The 17,717-nt window shown below is 67.3% G+C and carries 21 protein-coding genes and 1 pseudogene; 13 read left to right on the top strand and 9 right to left on the bottom strand.

Annotated features, from left to right (window positions below; genetic code table 11):
* Nucleotides 1-146: 146 nt before the first annotated feature.
* Nucleotides 147-677 carry an alkyl hydroperoxide reductase gene (locus tag AWC14_RS10005; RefSeq protein WP_045378709.1) on the bottom strand — a complete coding sequence of 177 codons (531 nt, stop codon included), beginning with the start codon at nucleotides 675-677 and terminating at the stop codon, nucleotides 147-149.
* The gene (locus AWC14_RS10000) at nucleotides 674-1,261 is read right to left on the bottom strand and encodes a peroxiredoxin (protein ID WP_045378706.1); all 588 of its coding nucleotides are present in this window, start codon (nucleotides 1,259-1,261) and stop codon (nucleotides 674-676) included. The genes AWC14_RS10005 and AWC14_RS10000 overlap by 4 nt, the downstream gene beginning before the upstream one ends.
* A 108-nt stretch (nucleotides 1,262-1,369) precedes the next feature.
* Here AWC14_RS10000 and AWC14_RS09995 point away from each other — a divergent pair, with 108 nt between their 5' ends.
* The 4 genes from AWC14_RS09995 (at nucleotide 1,370) to AWC14_RS09980 (ending at nucleotide 4,528) form a co-directional block, all read left to right on the top strand.
* Nucleotides 1,370-2,305, top strand: coding sequence for a hydrogen peroxide-inducible genes activator (locus tag AWC14_RS09995; RefSeq protein ID WP_045378703.1), 936 nt, complete (start codon nucleotides 1,370-1,372; stop codon nucleotides 2,303-2,305).
* A 48-nt stretch (nucleotides 2,306-2,353) separates the two neighbouring features.
* Nucleotides 2,354-2,983: a PaaI family thioesterase gene (locus AWC14_RS09990; protein WP_045378700.1), complete on the top strand. Its 630-nt coding sequence runs from the start codon at nucleotides 2,354-2,356 to the stop codon at nucleotides 2,981-2,983.
* Nucleotides 2,983-3,678 carry an EthD domain-containing protein gene (locus AWC14_RS09985; RefSeq protein ID WP_045378697.1) on the top strand — a complete coding sequence of 232 codons (696 nt, stop codon included), beginning with the start codon at nucleotides 2,983-2,985 and terminating at the stop codon, nucleotides 3,676-3,678. Before AWC14_RS09990 ends, AWC14_RS09985 begins: the two co-directional genes overlap by 1 nt.
* Nucleotides 3,679-3,772: 94 nt before the next feature.
* A complete protein-coding gene (locus tag AWC14_RS09980) occupies nucleotides 3,773-4,528 on the top strand; it encodes an enoyl-CoA hydratase/isomerase family protein (protein WP_045378693.1) in 756 nt (251 codons plus the stop codon).
* A gap of 7 nt (nucleotides 4,529-4,535) precedes the next feature.
* Here AWC14_RS09980 and AWC14_RS09975 read toward each other — a convergent pair whose 3' ends face one another.
* Nucleotides 4,536-4,718, bottom strand: a complete 183-nt coding sequence (locus AWC14_RS09975) for a (2Fe-2S)-binding protein (protein ID WP_081968140.1) — start codon at nucleotides 4,716-4,718, stop codon at nucleotides 4,536-4,538.
* 347 nt (nucleotides 4,719-5,065) lie between these two features.
* On the opposite strand from AWC14_RS09975, the gene bfr reads away from it, so the two are divergent.
* The 8 genes from bfr to AWC14_RS09935 all read left to right on the top strand — a co-directional run bounded on the left by bfr (nucleotide 5,066) and on the right by AWC14_RS09935 (nucleotide 12,500).
* Entirely contained in the window at nucleotides 5,066-5,548 is a 483-nt protein-coding gene (bfr, locus tag AWC14_RS09970; RefSeq protein ID WP_045378690.1) for a bacterioferritin, read from the top strand.
* Between the two features lie 16 nt (nucleotides 5,549-5,564).
* Complete coding sequence (locus tag AWC14_RS09965) at nucleotides 5,565-7,652, top strand: MDR family MFS transporter (RefSeq protein WP_045378687.1); 2,088 nt, start codon at nucleotides 5,565-5,567, stop codon at nucleotides 7,650-7,652.
* Nucleotides 7,627-8,121, top strand: coding sequence for a carboxymuconolactone decarboxylase family protein (locus AWC14_RS09960; protein WP_045378684.1), 495 nt, complete (start codon nucleotides 7,627-7,629; stop codon nucleotides 8,119-8,121). The genes AWC14_RS09965 and AWC14_RS09960 overlap by 26 nt, the downstream gene beginning before the upstream one ends.
* A 10-nt stretch (nucleotides 8,122-8,131) precedes the next feature.
* Nucleotides 8,132-9,484 (top strand): type I glutamate--ammonia ligase, encoded by a 1,353-nt coding sequence (locus AWC14_RS09955; RefSeq protein WP_045378681.1) that lies wholly within the window; start codon nucleotides 8,132-8,134, stop codon nucleotides 9,482-9,484.
* Nucleotides 9,472-10,590 carry an amidohydrolase family protein gene (locus tag AWC14_RS09950; protein ID WP_142281644.1) on the top strand — a complete coding sequence of 373 codons (1,119 nt, stop codon included), beginning with the start codon at nucleotides 9,472-9,474 and terminating at the stop codon, nucleotides 10,588-10,590. Before AWC14_RS09955 ends, AWC14_RS09950 begins: the two co-directional genes overlap by 13 nt.
* Nucleotides 10,591-10,621: 31 nt before the next feature.
* On the top strand, nucleotides 10,622-11,455 hold the full coding sequence (locus AWC14_RS09945; RefSeq protein ID WP_045378675.1) for a lysophospholipid acyltransferase family protein: 834 nt from the start codon (nucleotides 10,622-10,624) through the stop codon (nucleotides 11,453-11,455).
* Nucleotides 11,455-11,895 carry an SRPBCC family protein gene (locus tag AWC14_RS09940; RefSeq protein ID WP_045378672.1) on the top strand — a complete coding sequence of 147 codons (441 nt, stop codon included), beginning with the start codon at nucleotides 11,455-11,457 and terminating at the stop codon, nucleotides 11,893-11,895. Before AWC14_RS09945 ends, AWC14_RS09940 begins: the two co-directional genes overlap by 1 nt.
* Nucleotides 11,896-12,152: 257 nt before the next feature.
* Nucleotides 12,153-12,500, top strand: coding sequence for a DUF3592 domain-containing protein (locus tag AWC14_RS09935; RefSeq protein WP_142281643.1), 348 nt, complete (start codon nucleotides 12,153-12,155; stop codon nucleotides 12,498-12,500).
* 5 nt (nucleotides 12,501-12,505) lie between these two features.
* Here AWC14_RS09935 and AWC14_RS09930 read toward each other — a convergent pair whose 3' ends face one another.
* Together AWC14_RS09930 and AWC14_RS29960 are read right to left on the bottom strand one after the other, a co-directional pair.
* Nucleotides 12,506-12,949: a nuclear transport factor 2 family protein gene (locus AWC14_RS09930; protein WP_045378669.1), complete on the bottom strand. Its 444-nt coding sequence runs from the start codon at nucleotides 12,947-12,949 to the stop codon at nucleotides 12,506-12,508.
* Nucleotides 12,939-13,067 (bottom strand): hypothetical protein, encoded by a 129-nt coding sequence (locus AWC14_RS29960; RefSeq protein ID WP_268811711.1) that lies wholly within the window; start codon nucleotides 13,065-13,067, stop codon nucleotides 12,939-12,941. Before AWC14_RS29960 ends, AWC14_RS09930 begins: the two co-directional genes overlap by 11 nt.
* 277 nt (nucleotides 13,068-13,344) lie before the next feature.
* Here AWC14_RS29960 and AWC14_RS09925 point away from each other — a divergent pair, with 277 nt between their 5' ends.
* Nucleotides 13,345-15,108, top strand: coding sequence for a CocE/NonD family hydrolase (locus tag AWC14_RS09925; protein WP_045378738.1), 1,764 nt, complete (start codon nucleotides 13,345-13,347; stop codon nucleotides 15,106-15,108).
* A gap of 100 nt (nucleotides 15,109-15,208) precedes the next feature.
* On the opposite strand, the gene AWC14_RS09920 is transcribed toward AWC14_RS09925, so the two are convergent.
* The 4 genes and pseudogenes from AWC14_RS09920 to AWC14_RS09910 form a co-directional block, all read right to left on the bottom strand.
* Entirely contained in the window at nucleotides 15,209-16,525 is a 1,317-nt protein-coding gene (locus AWC14_RS09920) for a cytochrome P450 (RefSeq protein ID WP_045378666.1), read from the bottom strand.
* A complete protein-coding gene (locus AWC14_RS28610) occupies nucleotides 16,522-16,695 on the bottom strand; it encodes a hypothetical protein (protein WP_156419158.1) in 174 nt (57 codons plus the stop codon). The genes AWC14_RS09920 and AWC14_RS28610 overlap by 4 nt, the downstream gene beginning before the upstream one ends.
* A pseudogene (locus AWC14_RS09915) lies at nucleotides 16,692-17,202 on the bottom strand (SRPBCC family protein). Before AWC14_RS09915 ends, AWC14_RS28610 begins: the two are co-directional and overlap by 4 nt.
* An 85-nt stretch (nucleotides 17,203-17,287) precedes the next feature.
* On the bottom strand, nucleotides 17,288-17,716 hold the full coding sequence (locus tag AWC14_RS09910) for a DUF6188 family protein (RefSeq protein WP_045378661.1): 429 nt from the start codon (nucleotides 17,714-17,716) through the stop codon (nucleotides 17,288-17,290).
* Between the last annotated feature and the right edge of the window lies 1 nt (nucleotide 17,717).

The following is a 17,717-nucleotide window of genomic DNA, read 5'->3' as shown; positions in this document are numbered from 1 at the left end:
CATTCCAACACCACCCGCTCCACCAGCCCTGCGGGCCGCTTCACGCCGTCACCTCACCGTGGGTATTTTCCGGTCAGCGTGCGCGGTTGTACACCGACACGCCGTTCAGCGCGTACAACCACGCACGCTCGCGGCAAAGGAGGACATCAGGCCGCCAGCGTCTGCGCCGTGGTGATCGCCTGCGCCACGCCGGCCACGATCGCGGCGGCCTTGAGCGCTTCGAAAATCGTCTCCCGGTCGACGCCGGCCTCCCGCAGCGTGTGCTCGTGGGCGACCACGCAGTGCGAACACCCGTTGATGGAAGACACCGCAAACGACCACAGCTCGAAGTTGGCCTTGTCGACACCCGGGTTGCCGATGATGTTCATCCGCAACCCGGGCCGCAGGTCGTCGTACTGGCCGTCCAAAAAGCCGCGGCCACGGTAGAACACGTTGTTCATGCCCATGATCGATGCGGCACCCAGCGCGGCCTGGTATGCCTCGGCCGACAGATAATCCGCGGCCTCGGCGCCAATCTCGCTGAGCACCCGGTCATTTCGGGTGGCCGCGGCGCTGGCCAGCAGCGTGCCCCACAGCTGCTCCTCGCTCAGCGCCGTGCTGCGGGTGATCGAGCCCAGGTTGAGCTTGAGGTCCTTGGCGTACTCGGGCAGGGCCTCTTTGAGGTTGTCGATGCTCACGCCGACTTCCTCAGCTCTTCGCCCGCGTCGATCGTCGGGTCGCCCTTGCGCCAGTTGCAGGCGCACAGCTCGTCGGACTGCAGCGCGTCGAGCACCCGCAGCACCTCGTCGACGTTGCGGCCCACCGAACCGGCGGTCACCGAGACGAACTGGATCTCGTTGTTCGGGTCGACGATGAACGTCACCCGGTCGGCGACACCGTCTTTGTTGAGCGCGCCGGTGGCCTCGACGAGCTCGCGCTTGATGTCCGACAGCATCGGGAACGGCAGCTTCTTCAGGTCCTCGTGCTGGGCGCGCCACTGGAAGTGCACGAATTCGCTGTCCACCGAGACGCCGAGCACCTTGGCGTCGCGGTCCTCGAACTCGTCGTTCAGCTTGCCGAACGCGGCGATCTCCGTCGGGCAGACGAACGTGAAGTCCTTCGGCCAGAAGAAGATCACCCGCCACTTGCCTTCGTAGTCGTCGCTGGTGATGGTGGTGAAATAGTCGCCCGGCTGCTTGGCGTCGACCTTCGACAGGTCACCGCCGATGAGGGCGGTCAGCTGGTAGGCCGGGAACTGGTCACCGATGGTCAGCAGTGCCATGTCACTCCTTTGGTCACGATCGGGTCTAAGTGGGACTTCTGTCTCAGAACCATCGTGCCCAAAGTCAACCTAGAATTAAAGGTGATATTTCCCACTATACTAATAGGTATGACCGATAAGAGTTATCAACCGACGGTCGCCGGCCTGCGGGCGTTCGTCGCGGTGGCGGAGAAACAGCATTTCAGCAGTGCCGCAACGGCTCTCGGCGTCAGTCAGTCGACGTTGTCGCAAGCCCTCTCGGCGCTGGAGACCGGACTGGGCGTGCAGCTGGTCGAGCGCTCGACCCGGCGTGTCTTCTTGACAGCCGAGGGTCGGCAGCTGCTGCCGTACGCGCAGACGGCGATCGAGGCCGTCGAGGAGTTCGCCGCTGCGGCGGCGGGCGCGTCCGACCCGCTGCAGGGCACCATGCGGCTGGGACTCATCCCGACCGTGGCGCCCTACGTGCTGCCGACGGTGCTGTCGGGATTGGCCGACCGGCTTCCCGGGCTCACCCTGCGGGTGATCGAGGACCAGACCGAACGGCTGCTGGCCGCATTGCGGGAAGGTTCGGTGGACGCCGCGTTGATCGCCCTGCCGTCCGAGGCGGCCGGGGTGACCGAGATCCCGATCTACGACGAGGACTTCGTGCTGGCGCTGCCGCCCGGGCATCCGCTGTCGGGCAAGCGGCGGGTGCCGCCGACCGCACTGGCGCAGCTCCCGTTGCTGCTGCTCGACGAGGGTCACTGCCTGCGCGACCAGGCGCTCGACGTCTGCCGCAAGGCGGGTGTGCGCGCCGAGCTCGCCAACACCCGGGCCGCCTCACTGGCCACCGCGGTGCAGTGCGTGACTGGCGGGCTGGGCGTGACGCTGATCCCACAGAGCGCGGTCTCGGTGGAGGCGGCCCGCAGCCGGCTGGGGCTGGCGCAGTTCGCCACACCCCGCCCGGGACGACGGATCGGGCTGGTGTTCCGCTCGTCGAGCGGGCGTGAGGCGCCGTACCGGCAGCTGGCCGCGATCATCGGGGAGTTGGTCAGCGCCGACCAGCAGGTACGCCTGGTCCGCTAGCAGCCGACCCGATCGTGGGCCCGCAATGAGAACATGTTCTAGTTGGTCATGCTGGACTTCACACTGGAGAACCTCAGCGCTGCCGAGGTCGAGCGGTTACGGGCCGTCTACGAGCCGCTGGCCTCCTCGGTGCGCGAGCTGATCGACGCCACGGTCCGCACCGAAGTGGACGCCGAAGCGGTCGCGGCGGCCAAGGCCGAAATCGACTCGGCGACAGCACGTTTGCGCCAAAAGCAGCTCGACGGCACATACGGGGTGCGCTATCTGGCCACCGGTGAGCGGATGGCGTGGGGCAACGTCGCGATCGGGGTGCGCAACCCCGTCGCGCCGCCGTTGGTAATGCAGCACGACCCGTCGTCGGGCAAGGTCTGGTGCGACTTCGAGCTGGGTGCCGCGTACGAAGGCCCGCCCGGTCACGTGCATGGGGGAGTCGCGGCCCTGGTGCTCGACCATGTGCTGGGCGAGGCGGCCAGTGACGGCGTCAATCCGCGGTTCACCGGCACCATCACGTTGCGCTATGTGCGGGCCACCCGGCTGGGCCGCCTGCATGCCGAGGCAAGCACCACCCGCGTCGACGGCGTGAAGACGTTCGCGGCGGGCCACCTCGCCGACGACGAGGGCGTCACCGTCGAAGCGCAGGGCGTGTTCATCCAGCCGCGGTGGGCCCGGGAGCAGTAGTGGAAAAGGTCATCGCCCTACTGCGGGCCGCCGAGTGCGACGACGACTGGTGCGCCCGTCAGCGCGGACCGGTCGCCGACGCCATTCTGGCGCTGGGGGTGCCCGGGCTGGCGGTCAACGTCCGCGACAGCGCGGTGCGTGACTCGCTGATGACATTGACCACGCTCGACCCGCCGGTGGTCGCGGTGGTGAGCCTGTGGACGCAGCAGTGCTACGGTGATCAGACCGCCGCCGCGCTCACGCTGTTGGACGCCGAGTGCGACCAGCTCGCCGCGTATCTGGTCACCGAGTCCGTTCCGCTGCCGGCGCCACTCGAACTCGGCGGCCGCACAACGGGTTTGGCTAACGTCGCGCTGCTGCGACGACCCGCCGGGCTGGACCAGGACAGCTGGCTGGCCCGCTGGCAGCGCGACCACACCCCGGTCGCGATCGAGACCCAGGCGACGTTCGGCTACACCCAGAACTGGGTGGTGCGCACGCTGACCCCCGATGCGCCGCCCATCGCAGGCATCGTCGAGGAGCTGTTCCCGGCCGGGGCCACCACCGATCTGAAGGCCTTCTTCGGGGCCGCCGACGATGCCGACCTGCAGGACCGGGTGAGCCGGATGGTGGCCAGCACGTCGGCGTTCGGCGCCAACGAGAACATCGACACCGTCCCCACCAGCCGCTACGTGCTGAAGACACCGTTTGTGTGACCAGTTTGATCGCGAAACAGAAGCTATGGCTGCGATCGCCGCGACATCACAACCGTGGCTTCTGTTTGGCGACAAAGAGGCTTAGGAGGTAGCCGTGATATTGCAGATCGACGACGCCAACAAGGTGCGCACGCTGACGCTGAACCGCCCGGAGGCGCTCAACGCGTTCAACGAAACGCTCTACGCCGCCACCGCCGAGGCGCTGTCGGCCGCGGCCGACGACCCCGACGTCGCGGTCGTCGTGTTGACCGGGGCCGGACGCGCGTTCAGTGCCGGCAATGACCTCAAGGAGATGCAGGCGCGGATCAGCGACCCCAGCTTGGGCGGAGAGTCCAACTTCACTGCGCTGATCGACGCGCTGACCCGGTTTCCCAAGCCGCTGATCTGCGCCGTCAACGGTGTCGGGGTAGGAATCGGCGCCACCATCCTCGGCTACGCCGACCTGGCGTTCATGTCCTCCACGGCCCGGCTGAAGTGCCCGTTCACCAGCCTGGGCGTCGCGCCGGAGGCGGCCTCGTCGTACCTGTTGCCGCAGCTGGTCGGCCGGCAGAACGCCGCCTGGCTGCTGATGTCCTCGGAGTGGGTGGACGCCGACGAAGCCCTGCGGATGGGCCTGGTTTGGAAGGTGTGCGAGCCGGCCGATCTGCTCACCGAGGCTCATCGGCACGCAGAAATCCTTGCCTCGCGGCCGATTTCGAGCCTGATAGCGGTCAAGCACACGATGGTGGAGCCGCTGCGCCCGGGAATCGCCGCCGCGAGCGCCCGGGAAAACGCGCACTTCGCCGAGCTGATGGGTTCGCACGCCAACGCCGCGGCGCTGGCCGACTTCACCGGCCGGCGCGGGAGCTGATCGACGACTACGAGGCGCTGGTTTCGAGTTGGCGGGCCGCCGCGATGATCGCCCGCAGGTTGTGTCTGCAGCGCCCGCAGTCGGCGCCTGCTCCGCAGGCTGCGGCCACTTCCTTGGACGTAGAGGCACCACGGGCGACACACTCGGACACGGTGTGGCTGGTGGCGCCGACGCACAGGCAGACGTACATCAACACACCCCCGGCGCGGTAGCGCGGTGGACTCCGAGGTGAACGGGCCTCATGTTAGTGGAGTCTAACCTAAGTCGGTTAGCGAAGTCTAACCTAAGTCCGCGGCCGGCGAGTCGGCCCGCCCGGGGCGCCCGCGGGCCAACCCAGACCGCCGCGCCGACGAACTTCTACTGAGCGGTCGCGAGGCGATTTCCCGATAATCGGCAACGGGCTTTGCGCGCGTTCAACATAGCCTTGCTTTACTTAGGGAAAGCTGACCGAAGTGAGTATTACCTTGGGTGACAAGGGTTTTGACCTGTTGTAGCGTTAGCCGTCGGTACGCACGGCACGCTGTATGAGGAGTGACAATGCAAGGTGACCCCGATGTTTTGCGCCTGCTCAACGAGCAATTGACCAGTGAACTCACCGCTATCAACCAATATTTTTTGCACTCCAAAATGCAAGAAAACTGGGGTTTCACCGAACTGGCGTCGCACACGCGCGCGGAGTCGTTCGACGAGATGCGACACGCCGAAATGGTGACCGACCGCATTTTGCTGCTCGACGGTCTGCCCAACTATCAGCGCATCGGCTCGCTGCGGGTCGGCCAGACGCTGCGCGAACAATTCGAGAGCGACCTGGCCCTCGAGCTCGAGGTGGTCAACCGCCTCAAGCCGGCGATCGTGCTGTGCCGGGAGAAGCAAGACAGCACCAGCGCCACCATCTTCGAAAAGATCGTGGCCGACGAGGAAGACCACATCGACTACCTCCAAACGCAACTCGAGCTGATGGATAAGCTCGGCGAAGCCCTCTACAGCGCACAATGCGTCGCCCGACCGCCGACGACATGAGGTAAGAAAGGCTGGTATGACGGCACCGACTGCTCCGGCGACGGCCGGCGCAGACGCGGTGCCGGGGGGCGCGCTGATCAGCCCGAAGCGGCGCAATCTGATCTTTCTGGCGATTGTGCTCGGCATGCTGCTCGCCGCGCTGGACCAGACCATCGTGGCGACGGCGCTGCCGACGATCGTCGCCGACCTCGGCGGGGCCGGACATCAGTCCTGGGTGGTCACCAGCTATCTGCTGGCCTCCACGATCGTCACCGCGCTGGTCGGCAAGCTCGGGGACCTGTTCGGCCGCAAGACGGTGTTCCAGGCCGCCGTGGTGTTCTTCGTCGTCGGCTCGATCCTGTGCGGACTGTCGCACTCGATGGTCATGCTGGTGCTGGCCCGCGCCCTGCAGGGCATCGGCGGCGGCGGCCTCACGGTGACCGCCACCGCGCTGATCGGTGAAGTGATTCCGCTGCGCGAACGCGGCCGCTACCAGGGCGCCCTGGGCGCGGTATTCGGCGTCACCACGGTGGTCGGTCCGCTGCTGGGCGGCTACTTCACCGACGACCTGACCTGGCGGTGGGCATTTTGGATCAACGTGCCGGTGTCGGTGGTGGTGTTCTTCGTGGCCGCGGCGACCATCCCGGCGCTGGCCGAGCGCGTCAGGCCCGTAATCGATTATGCCGGAATCGTTTTCGTCGGACTCGGCGCCGCGGGCCTGACGCTGGCCACCAGCTGGGGCGGCACCACCTATCCGTGGGGATCGGCGACGATCATCGGGCTGTTCGCCGGCTCCGCCGTCGCGCTCGGCGTCTTCGTCTGGGTGGAAAGCCGTTCGGCGGCACCGATTCTGCCACTGCGGCTGTTCGCCAGCCCGGTGTTCACCGTGTGCTGTGTGCTGTCGTTCGTGGTCGGATTCGCCATGTTGGGTGCGCTGACCTTCTTGCCGACCTACATGCAGTTCGTGGACGGCGTGTCGGCGACGACGTCGGGTCTTCGCACGCTGCCGATGGTCCTCGGCATGCTGACCACCTCGATGAGCAGCGGTGTGCTGGTCGGCCGGACCGGGCGGTACAAGTTCTTCCCAATCGCCGGCACCGCGGTGATGGTGCTCGCGTTCGTGCTGTTGTCGCGCATGGGGCCGTCGACGTCGACATTGCTGCAGTCGCTGTATCTGGTCATCCTGGGCGCCGGGATCGGGCTGTGCATGCAGGTGCTGGTCCTGATCGTGCAGAACACGTCGAGCTTCGACGACCTCGGCGTCGCCACGTCGGGCGTGACGTTCTTCCGCACGATCGGCAGCTCGTTCGGTGCGGCGATATTCGGCTCGCTGTTCATGAACTTCCTGCACAGCCGGCTTGGCCCGGCGCTGGCGGCCAGCCGAACCTCTGCCGCCGCGGCGAGTTCGCCGGAACTGCTCCACCGCCTGCCGCATGACGTCGCGGCCCCGATCGTCGCGGCCTATGCCGATTCGCTGTCCAAGGTGTTCCTGTGGGCGGCGCCGGTCGCCGCGGTCGGGTTCGTGTTGGCGCTGTTCCTGCGGGAGGTTCCGCTGCGCGATATCGGCAACAGGGCCGCCGACATGGGCGACGGATTCGCGATGCCGACCGCCCAGACGTCTGAGGAACTGCTGGAGTCCGCGATCGGGCGCATGCTGCAGGGGACCCCCGGTATGCGGCTGCGCAGCATTGCCATGCGCCCGGATTGCCGACTCGACGTGGCCGGCCTGTGGGCCGTGTTGCGAATCCACCGGTATGCCCGGATATTCGGCGCGGCGCGGCTGACCGACATCGGCGACGACTTGGGGGTGCCCTACGAAGTTCTCGAGCCGGTCTTCGACGCCGTGGTGCGCGCCGGTTACGCGGCACGCGATATCGACCGGCTGTGGCTCACGCCGGCCGGTGTCCAGCAGGTCGAGTTCGTGTCGAAACTGATCCGGGACTGGGTCATCGACAAACTGGCCCGGGTTCCCGGCTTCGAGGGCCGGCCGGACCGCGCGCAGGTCGAAGCGGCCCTCGATCGGATCGCACACCGGGTTGTCGCCCAACGTGATTGGCATGAGGGCCGCCGACAACTCACCGGTGGCGTACCATCCCGCCATGAGCCGAATCGGAACATTCCCTGACGACGACCTGGCCGGCTGGATCCTCAAATCACCCGAACTCGGCGCCGCCATCGGAGCATTCAGCGACGCCGTGTACAACCGCAGCCGGCTGCCGATGCGCACCCGCGAACTCGCGCGGACGGTGATCGCGCACGACAACGAATGCGAGGTCTGCGTCAACACCCGCGACGCCGACGGACCCACGGCCGGGGTGGACGAAGAGCTGTACGCGCACGCCTTGGAGTGGCGGACCTGGCCGGGATACAGCGAGCAGGAGCGGTTGGCCGCAGAATTCGCGCACCGGTTCGCCACCGAGCACACCGTGCTGCGCGACGACGAGGACTTCTGGCAGCGCTGCCGCGAGCACTTTTCCGACGAGCTGCTCGCCGACCTGGCGTTGTCATGCGCGCTGTGGGTCGGGATGGGGCGTGTGCTGCGAACCCTGGACATCGGGCAGACCTGCAAACTGACGCTGCCCAGCCGAGCCTGATCCGCCGCGCGTGACCACCGCCCCGCTTGCCGCCGCCGCAATCGCGCAGCTGGAGGCCGAAGGGGTGGATGCGGTCGTCGGCACCGTCGTCAACCCGGCCGGGCTCATCCTGGCCAAGGCGGTGCCGATACGTCGCACCAACACATTCGCCGTGCCGGGCATGGGCGCCAGCCTGGTCTGGCATGCCTTCGCCATCGACCAGACCGGCATCGCGTTCACCGACCGCATCGGCGTGGTCGGTGATCAGCGTGTCCGCATCGATCCGTCCGCGCTGCGCATCATCGGCGACGGGCTGGCCTGGGCACCGGCCGGATTCTTCGAGCAGGACGGCACGCCGGTTCCGGCGTGTAGTCGCGGGACGCTGCAGCGGGTCGAGGCAGCGCTGGCCGAGCAGGGCATCAACGCCGTCGTCGGGCACGAAATCGAATTCATGTTGGTCGATCCCGACGGCGGCAGGCTGCCGTCCACGCTGTGGGCGCCCTACGGTCTGGCTGGTGTCCTCGAGCGCGAGGCGTTCGTTCGTGACGTGTCCGCCGCCGCCACCGTGGCCGGTGTGGGAATCGAGCAGTTCCATCCCGAGTACGGCGTCAACCAGTTCGAGATCTCGTTGACGCCGCAATCGCCTGTGGCGGCCGCCGATCAGTTGGTGCTGACCCGGATTCTCATCGGCCGGGCGGCTCGGCGGCACGGGCTGCGGGTCAGCTTGTCGCCGGCGCCGTTCGCAGACAGCGTGGGATCCGGTGCACACCAGCATTTTTCGCTGACAACCAGCGAGGGGCCGCTGTTCTCCGGCGGGAGCGGCGCGCATGGCATGACGGCGGCCGGCGAGAGTGCGCTGGCCGGTGTGCTCGACGGATTGCCGGAGGCACAGGGAGTCCTGTGCGGCTCGATCGTGTCCGGTTTGCGGACCCGGCCCGGCAATTGGGCCGGCGCTTACGCGTGCTGGGGCGCCGAGAACCGGGAAGCGGCACTGCGTTTCGTCGCCGAGGGCCCGGCCAACCCGTACGGCGGGAACGTCGAAGTGAAGGTGGTCGACCCGTCGGCCAACCCGTATTTCGCGTCGGCGGCGATTCTCGGGCTGGCACTGGACGGAATTACCCGCAACGCGACACTGTCGCCGGAAACCACGGTGGACCCGGCGGCACTCTCGGATTCCGACCGCAACCGCGACTGCGTCGTCCAGCTGCCCCAGGCACAACCGGAAGCCATTGCCGCACTGGACAATTCAGCTCGGATGCGGACCATTCTGGGCGACCCCGCAGTCGACGTGATTGTCGCCGTCCGCCGTCTCGAGCACGAGCGCTACGCGCACCTGGATCCCGCGGAGCTGGCAGACAAGTTCCGGATGGCTTGGAGCGTGTGAGCGTGTCTGAGCTGGCGCGGCATGTGGCCGACGTGCCGCTGGTCGATCAGCATGTCCACGGTTGCTGGCTGGCGGCGGGGGACCGGGCGCGGTTCGAGAACGGCCTCAACGAGGCCAACACCGAACCGCTGGCCGATTTCGACTCCGGATTCGACTCGCAACTCGGGTTTGCGGTGCGTGCCCACTGCGCGCCGCTTCTCGGCTTGGCCAAACACGCTGGCGCCGACGAGTATTGGGAGCGACGGTGCCAGTTCAGCGAGCTCGAGCTGGCCGGTATTTTCCTGCGGGCCGCCGGCGTATCGGACTGGCTGGTGGACACCGGGTACGCCGAGGGTGTCGCCGACGTACAACGGCTCGCCGACCTGTCCGCAACACGCGCGCACGAGGTGGTACGTCTGGAGCAGGTGGCCGAGCAGGCCGCGCAGGCGCCCGGCGACTACGCTTCGGCGTTCGAGGAGATCCTGCACCGGCGCACGGTGACTGCCGTCGGCACCAAATCCATCCTGGCTTACCGCGGCGGATTCGCCGGTGACTTGACCGAGCCGTCGGCTGCGGAGGTCAGCGACGCCGCGGCCCGGTGGCGTCAGCGCGGCGGCACCCGACTGCGCGACCGGGTCCTGCTGCGGTTCGGGCTGCACCAGGCGCTGCGGCTGGGCAAGCCGCTGCAGTTCCACGTCGGGTTCGGCGACCGGGACTGCGATCTGCACCTGGCCAACCCGCTGTATCTGCTGGACTTCCTGCGCCGGTCGGGTGACACGCCGATCGTGCTGCTGCATTGCTATCCCTACGAGCGCGAAGCCGGCTATCTGGCGCAGGCGTTCAACAACGTCTACCTCGACGGCGGGCTCTCGATCAACTACCTGGGGGCCCGCGCTCCGGCGTTCATCGCCCGGCTGCTAGAGCTGGCGCCGTTCCGCAAGATCGTCTACTCGTCGGACGGGTTCGGTCCGGCGGAGCTGCATTTTCTCGGTGCGGCGTTGTGGCGCAGGGGTATTGGCCGGGTATTGAGTCGTTTCGTGGCTGACGACGTGTGGAGTGAACGCGACGCGATCCGGGTGGTCGACCTGATCGGGCATGCCAACGCGGCACGCATCTACGGCGTTTGACGTGACGCGAGGCTGGGTATAAACGGCGGTTATGGCCGGACTCGGCGATGTGCTGGAGTGGGTCCGCACGCAGGTGGCGTCGCGAGTGCCCACGGCCGACCTCGACCAGCGCGATCCCGACTACATCCGCGACCAGCTGCCCGGGACCTGGCTGCTGGCGTCGCTGTATTTCCGGGCCGACGTGCGCGGCCTGGACCGCATCCCGGCCGAGGGGCCGGTGCTGCTGGTCGGCAACCACAGCGGCGGCAATGTGCCGCCCGACACGTTCGTGTTCACGCTGGCGTTCTGTTCGTACTTCGGCGTCGAGCGGCCCTTCTACCAGCTGGCCCATAATCTCGTCGTCTCGGCGCCGCCGCTGGGCTGGCTGCGCAAGTTCGGCACCGTCGCCGCCAATCCCGAAAACGCTCGCCTGGCACTGGAATCCGGGGCGGCGTTGCTGGTCTATCCCGGTGGCGACTACGAAGTGTTCCGGCCGTCCTGGGAACGCCACACCGTCGACTTCGGCGGGCGGATGGGATACGTGCGGCTGGCGCGTGAGACCGGTGTGCCGATTGTGCCGGTCGCCAGCGTCGGCGGCCAGGAGACCGCGCTGTTCCTGTCCCGCGGGCAGTGGCTGGCCAAGCTGCTGATGACGGATAAACTGCTGCGGCTCAAGAGCATTCCGATCTCGCTGGCGTTGCCGTGGGGGCTGAACATCAGCGACCTGGCCGGGCACATTCCGCTGCCGGCCAAGATCGCGGTCGAGGTGCAAGAGCCCATCGACGTCGACGGCGACGATCAGGCTGTGCACGACAAGGTGATGGCGAGCCTGCAGGCGGGCGTGGATCGGCTTGCTGCCGAACGTCGATTCCCGGTGCTCGGCTGATGCGTGTCGAACGCCGTTGCGTGATCGACGCCGAACGGGGCGCGGTGTGGAAGGTGGTCAGCGACCCCGACTGCTACCCGTTGTTCATGACCAGCCTGGAGCGCTGGGAGACCGCCAACGAGCAACCGCCCGGTGTCGGCGCCCGCTACACCGTGCACTGGAAGATCGGCTCGGTGCCGGTCGGCGGCCTGGTCGAGGTGGTCGAATTCGACGAGGCCCGCGATCTGGCCTGGGTAGGGATCACCGGGGTGAGCCTGCGCGGCCGGTTCCGGCTGCGCGACGCGGGGCAGGGCCGCACCAAAGTGGTCTTCCGGCTGTCCTATCAGGCGCCGGGCGGGCTCCTCGGCTACATCGCCGATCGGGTCGCGGTGCGGCAGGTGGGCCGCAATGCGGCGCAAACCCTCAAGCGCCTCAAGGAGCTGGTCGAGGCCAAGGGCTAATCGGCCTGGTTGGTGCCCGAGGGTAAGTTATTCAGCGTGGGCCGGATCAAGGATCTTCCGACCGGCTGCGAGGATGCGATCACCACCAGCGGCATGGTCAGCCGAGCCCCGCGTCTGGACGTGCACGGACGGCACGAGAAGTGAGACAGACGTGGCCGCCCTTGCCGCCGGAGCGAGCAGAGATCTCCTCCTTCTGGACGCGGCTGGCGTGGTGCCACAGCTCGCTGCAATGGATGGTCCCAGTCACCCTTTGCAGCGTGTTCCTGTGGCTTGTCGTCGGCAGGAGTTTCTTTTTCCTCCTGCTTGCGCTCCTTTGCGGCGCTCCGTGCCTTTGGACGCTATGGCGAGCCGCGCGCGCGAACTGGCTTGCGCGCCATGGGCAATCGGCTGCGGGTGCAGTCACCCGGATTACGACGCGCCGAGGCGCGACACCGAGCACCACCGTCTATCGCGTCTTCTATTCGTTCCAGGACCAGCAGGGCCGACCCTTCACCGGCAAGCTGTGTTCGACGCGAGCAACCAACTGGATGTTTTATGACGGTAAGCCCGTCGAGGTGCGGTACGCGCCGCGTGATCCGCGGCGAAATACGCTGACCTCAATCTGAGCAGCTCAGATCAGTGCTGTCGCATCAAATATCCAGCTGGTATCCGCCGTCGCCAGATCCTCCAACCAGGTAGGCGGCGCCTGCGCGGTCATGCTGCCCATGTCCCAATAGTCTTTCCACAGCGTCACTTTGCCGTCGTCGACGCGGTGCACGCTGACGAACTTGAGCAGCGCTGTCTCGCCGCTGGCCCATTTCCACGTCTCGGAGTGCTCATACATCGCGTCCACGCCGTTAGATACCAGCAGCCCGTCGTGGTTTTCGTAGTGCGCCAACGGTTCCAGACCGACCTTGAGGCGTTTGACGATGTCGTCGGGACCGCGCGCCGCCAGGGCCGGCCCAACCGGCATGTCCACGTAGATGCAGTCCGCCGACAGGAAGGTCTTGACCGCATCCCAGTCCCGATCCGACAACGCCTGCCACAGCCCGCGTACGGCGTCCTCAACTGGCATGGGCCAACTCACCTTTCGTCGGGGCCGCCACGGTCTTGGCGCGCAGGAAGCTGCCGGTGCGCCGCTTGCCGAGCACCGCGGTGGATGCGCCGTTGCGAATGATCGTGTCGAAGGTCACAGCCGGCAATATAACCAAGCCGCTGGACACGTGTCCATTAATGGGCACGCTCTAGAGTCTGGGAAGCCGACGATGTGGGAGGAAAACGATGCCCAAGACAAGGGGGCTGCGGCTGGCGCGCCGGGCAGGGTTGGCGCTAGCGGCTCTCGGCGCGACGGCGGTGGCCGGCCGGGCCGCTACGGTGCGCGCCCGCAAAGCGAGTCCTTCGCCGTTCTCGCCCTGGACGCCGGGGCCCGCGGTCTACGGGCATGCTGTGCGGCACAACGTCGAAATCCCGATGAGCGACGGCGTCGTGCTGCGCGCCGACATCCATTACCCGACCGACCTCGACACCGGGCGGCCCGCCACCGGGCCGTTTCCCGTGCTGCTGTCGGTGACGCCGTACGGCAAGAAGGCCCCGCCGCCGGCCGCGCAGATCGGCGGCGGCGCGACGCCGTATCTGATCAAACGCGGCTACATCGAGGCGATGGTCGACGTCCGCGGCACCGGCGCGTCCGGCGGTTCGTTCCAGATGTTCGGCGACAAGCAGACCCAAGACGGTGTCGAGCTGGTGAACTGGGCGGCGACGCTGCCCAACTCCAGCGGCCGGGTCGGCATGTTCGGTATCTCCTACCTGGCGATCAACCAGCTATTCACCGCCGCCGCCGTCGGGCCGGATTCGCCGCTGAAGGCCATCTTCCCGGTGATGGCCGCGAACGACTTCTACCGCGACGCGGCGGCGATGGGCGGGGTGCCGCACTTGCGGACCATCCGGGCCTACGGCGCCGTCTACACGCTGCTGAATGTCGTCAACCCGACGCTGGAGCTGTTCACCCCCGGTGGGCATCCCCGGCCCCGATCCGGAGGGCTCACCGCGGTGCGGCAGCGCGGTCGCGACCAGCGCCGCTACTTCGGCCCGCTGGTCGCGGACGCCATGAAGGGCGGCGAGGTGGCGTACGACGGGACCTTCTGGGACGCGATGCGGCCGGGTGCCGTCATCGGGGATATCGCCGCCAACGGTGTAGCGGTGTTCCTGGTCGGCGGCTGGCACGACGCCTTCCAACGGGGGGCCCCGCTCAACTACGCCACACTGCAGAACGCTTTCGCCGGCCGGCCGCAGCGCTCGCCGATGGAACCGGGCCAGTCGGTGTCCGACAAATTTCGGCTGCTGATGGGGCCGTGGTATCACGTTTCGAATTTCGGTGGCCTGCACCTGAATTCACTGCAGCTGCGCTGGTTCGACCACTGGCTCAAGGACGATCCCGACGCGGCGTTGACGGGATCGCCGTTCACCTTCCAAGCGATCGGCAGTTCGCAGTGGTGTCACGCCCGTGAATATCCGGTTGCCGAGGCGACGCCCACTCGCTTCTATCTGTCCCCGGAAAGCCGCCTGACCCGCGAACCCGTCGACGACGAATGCGCCGTGACACTCAACTACAAGGCGCGGGGCCCGCTGGCGGGCCGCAGCCTGGAGCAGTGGACCCTGGGCTTGAACAGCTTCTTCGCGGCCCAGCGCGGCGGGCGGATCCGCTACGACCTGGACAGTCGGCGGCTACAGCGTGGGGCGCTGACCTACACCACCGAGCCGTTCGGCTCGCCCACACTGGTGGCCGGGCCGATCACGCTGACCCTGCACGCGACGGCCAACACGACGGAGACGCTGTGGGTGGCCTACCTGGATGACGTCGCGCCCGACGGCGCCAGCCGGCCGATGACGCAGGGCGCGCTGCTCGGCTCGCATCGTGCGCTGGACCCGGATCGCACCTGGTATCTGGACGACGGCACCGTGCTGCGCCCGCACCACCTGAGCACCCGCGCCGCCGTCGAGCCCGTCGTCCCGGGCGAGGTGACCCGCTACGACGTCGAGATATTTCCCACCGCCGCGTTGATCGCCCCCGATCACCGGTTGTGTCTTACGTTGACCACCTACGACTTTCCGAACCTGGTGCCCACCAAGCCGTCGCGTCGGGCCCTGGCCGGTGGTCGCTATCAGGTCCATCAGGGTGGGGCCACCCCGTCGCACATCGTGATCCCGCTGGCCGACCCGGACAGCCTCGCGTGACGAGGTTGGCCATATCGAGACTGCGCCCACTGCGTCCTGCTCGCGAAAAACCAGCAGTGGACGCAGTTTCGGCGCAGTACGGGCAGTCTCGCGGCGATAGTTAGCGCGCGGCCATCGACCGCGCCGGGCCCAGCGCCACCGGCAGCGACGACCAGCCTCGCAGCACCCGGGTGTCGCGTCGACTGCCCGCCCCGGCCGGCCGCACCTCGGGGAAGCGCTCGAAAAAGGTCCGCAACCCGACCTCCCCCTCGGCTCGGGCCAGCGCTGCTCCAAGGCAGAAGTGGCGCCCACCGGAAAACGCGAGATGCCGGTTGGCATTGGCCCGTTCGAGGTCGAAGCGGTCGGGCTCGTCGAATACCGCCGGGTCGCGGTTGGCGGCACCGAGATAGATCACCACCAGCGCGCCGCGCATGACGGCCGTTTCGGCCACTTCGGTGTCCTTGACGGCCACCCGCGCGGTGAGCTGAACCGGCGATTCCAGCCGCAGGATTTCCTCGACCGCGTTGGGCCACAGGTGCGGATGCTGCTGCAGCGTCTGCAGATGCTCGGGCGCATCAAGTAGCAAACGAATTCCGTTGCCCAGCAGGTTCACCGTGGTTTCGAAGCCGGCCGCCAACACCAGCCCGGCCGTGGCTTGAAGTTCGTGTTCGTCCAAATAGGTTTCTGCTGAACCACTTTCGGCCGTCTGGATCAGTTGGCTCATCAGATCGTCGCCGGGTGATCGCCGCAGCTGGCGCAGATGCTCGGCCAGCCAGCGGTTGAAACCCGCGATGCCCGCCTGCACCTGCCGGTATTGCTGCCAGGAGAGCCCGAAATCCAAACTGGGCGCAGCCAACTCACCGAACTCCAGGATGTGGCCCCGGTCCTGTGCGGGCACGCCCAAGATGTCGCTGATGATCGCGACCGGCAGCTGCGAGCAATACCGCTCGACGATGTCGACGACACCCGGCTCGCCGGCAAGCTGGTCCAGGAGCGCGCTCGCGGTCTCTTCGACGCGATCCCGCAATGCGGCCACCGCCCGAGGCGTGAAGACCGACGACACGGTCTTGCGGTAGCGAGTGTGCTCCGGCGGTTCGACGGCCAGCAACGACGGCGGCCGCAGCGGGTGCAGCAGGTCGTCGCGGGCGCGGCGCTCCAGCCAGCGCAGCGGCGCCGGCAAGTTGGACCCGATCGAGAGCACCCGGAAGTCGTCCGATCGCAGAAGCTCATGTGCCACTGCGTGATCCGCGGTGAGATGGCCGATGCGGGTTCGCACCAACGGGCCGCGCCGCCGGATCTCCTCGTAGAACGGCACGGGATTCGCCTTCACCGCGGGATCGGCGATCAGCCGCGACTGCAGATCACCTCGCCGGGCGGCGACGGAGGCGACTCCGCGGACAAACCCGTGCAGCGCCAGCCAGTGCACCCTGCCTTTCACCTCGAACCTCCGTCGCCGGCAGCGCCGATCCTGGGCAGCGCCTTGACAATCCGGCCGCGCACCAACTCCGGGCTGATGCCCTCGAGACGGTCGATCCAGCGGATGCTCCCGCCTTCACGGCCGATGCCGCTGCCGGCGCCGGTGATGAAGACCGATTTCTCGACCGTCACTCGCTCTCGGCCACTTCCTTGATGCGTTGCAGCGTCTTCGTCATGTCCCGGATGTTGCGGCGCTGACGCAGCCAGCCGCCGAACACCCAGTAGTACACGGTGGTCAGCGGCGACGAAGCGAGCCGGAACGACTCGGTCACGTCGGTGCCGTCCCCGCTGGGCGACAACCGGTAGTGCCAGGTGTTCACGGGCCGGTCACCGACGAGCACCTCGAAGCCGAACTCGCGCCCGGGATCACAGGCGGTGACCCGGCAGGTGGTCCAGTACACCGGCCCAATCTCGTTGCGCCGGACATGTCCGCGGAATCGCGCGCCGAGCGCGGGACCGGTGGCGCCGTCCAGCCACTCGGCTTCGAACGTCTCGGGGGAGAACCGCCCGGTATTGCGGACGTCTGCAATCAGATTCCAGATCTTCTCCGCTGGTGCTGCCATATGAACTGTCGCCGACCCTTGCATGGGGCTGATCCAAGCATGTCTTGCGCCGATCGGCGACCCATTGTGCGGCGATAAAACGTCACCACAAACAAAATGAGGTTTGCGCCGCGAATGTCCACCGGCGCGCTGCCGCGGAGTGCCGACGCAAATCCACCGGGCTACTCCTCGCCGAAATTCTCCGGCATGTCGTGGCGCACTACCCGCACTTTCCCGCGGGCCAGGCAAGCGGCATACCCGTGGTACTTGCCGTAGAGTTCCCACGCGGTCACGGTCTCGTCGGGCGGCACGTCGATCTGGTGGCCGTCGGAAAACTCTAGGTGCAAATCCCCCGCGTCGTCCCAGAGCACCTCGGTGCATGTCGCCCCGGCGAAATCAAACAGCGGTCGCTCCTGCTCAGCCGGGTCATTCGGGTCGATCGAAACGACCTCGCTCGGTGCGGTGGGGGTGGCCGGCAGAGTCAGCCGTAGCGGCGCGGAGATGACGAGTTCGTTGTAATCCTCGAGATTCAGGACAAGACCGTCGCGGAACATGATCCGCTGCACCGTACAGCCCTGAATCCAGTGCTCGATCAATTTCTGGTCCGTCATA

Source organism: Mycobacterium kyorinense (assembly GCF_002101735.1).
GTDB lineage: Bacteria > Actinomycetota > Actinomycetes > Mycobacteriales > Mycobacteriaceae > Mycobacterium > Mycobacterium kyorinense.
The sequence above is the reverse complement of the archived record's forward strand: the minus strand, read 5'-3'. Positions and strand labels throughout refer to the sequence as shown.

Bases quoted from the DNA above. Each gene is read 5' to 3' on its own strand.
- AWC14_RS10000 (WP_045378706.1), bottom strand. From the start codon at position 1,261: ATGGCACTGCTGACCATCGGTGACCAGTTCCCGGCCTACCAGCTGACC.
- AWC14_RS09995 (WP_045378703.1), top strand. From the start codon at position 1,370: ATGACCGATAAGAGTTATCAACCGACGGTCGCCGGCCTGCGGGCGTTC.
- AWC14_RS09990 (WP_045378700.1), top strand. From the start codon at position 2,354: ATGCTGGACTTCACACTGGAGAACCTCAGCGCTGCCGAGGTCGAGCGG.
- AWC14_RS09975 (WP_081968140.1), bottom strand. From the start codon at position 4,718: ATGTACGTCTGCCTGTGCGTCGGCGCCACCAGCCACACCGTGTCCGAG.
- bfr (WP_045378690.1), top strand. From the start codon at position 5,066: ATGCAAGGTGACCCCGATGTTTTGCGCCTGCTCAACGAGCAATTGACC.
- AWC14_RS09965 (WP_045378687.1), top strand. From the start codon at position 5,565: ATGACGGCACCGACTGCTCCGGCGACGGCCGGCGCAGACGCGGTGCCG.
- AWC14_RS09960 (WP_045378684.1), top strand. From the start codon at position 7,627: ATGAGCCGAATCGGAACATTCCCTGACGACGACCTGGCCGGCTGGATC.
- AWC14_RS09945 (WP_045378675.1), top strand. From the start codon at position 10,622: ATGGCCGGACTCGGCGATGTGCTGGAGTGGGTCCGCACGCAGGTGGCG.
- AWC14_RS09940 (WP_045378672.1), top strand. From the start codon at position 11,455: ATGCGTGTCGAACGCCGTTGCGTGATCGACGCCGAACGGGGCGCGGTG.
- AWC14_RS09930 (WP_045378669.1), bottom strand. From the start codon at position 12,949: ATGCCAGTTGAGGACGCCGTACGCGGGCTGTGGCAGGCGTTGTCGGAT.
- AWC14_RS09925 (WP_045378738.1), top strand. From the start codon at position 13,345: ATGAGCGACGGCGTCGTGCTGCGCGCCGACATCCATTACCCGACCGAC.
- AWC14_RS09910 (WP_045378661.1), bottom strand. From the start codon at position 17,716: ATGACGGACCAGAAATTGATCGAGCACTGGATTCAGGGCTGTACGGTG.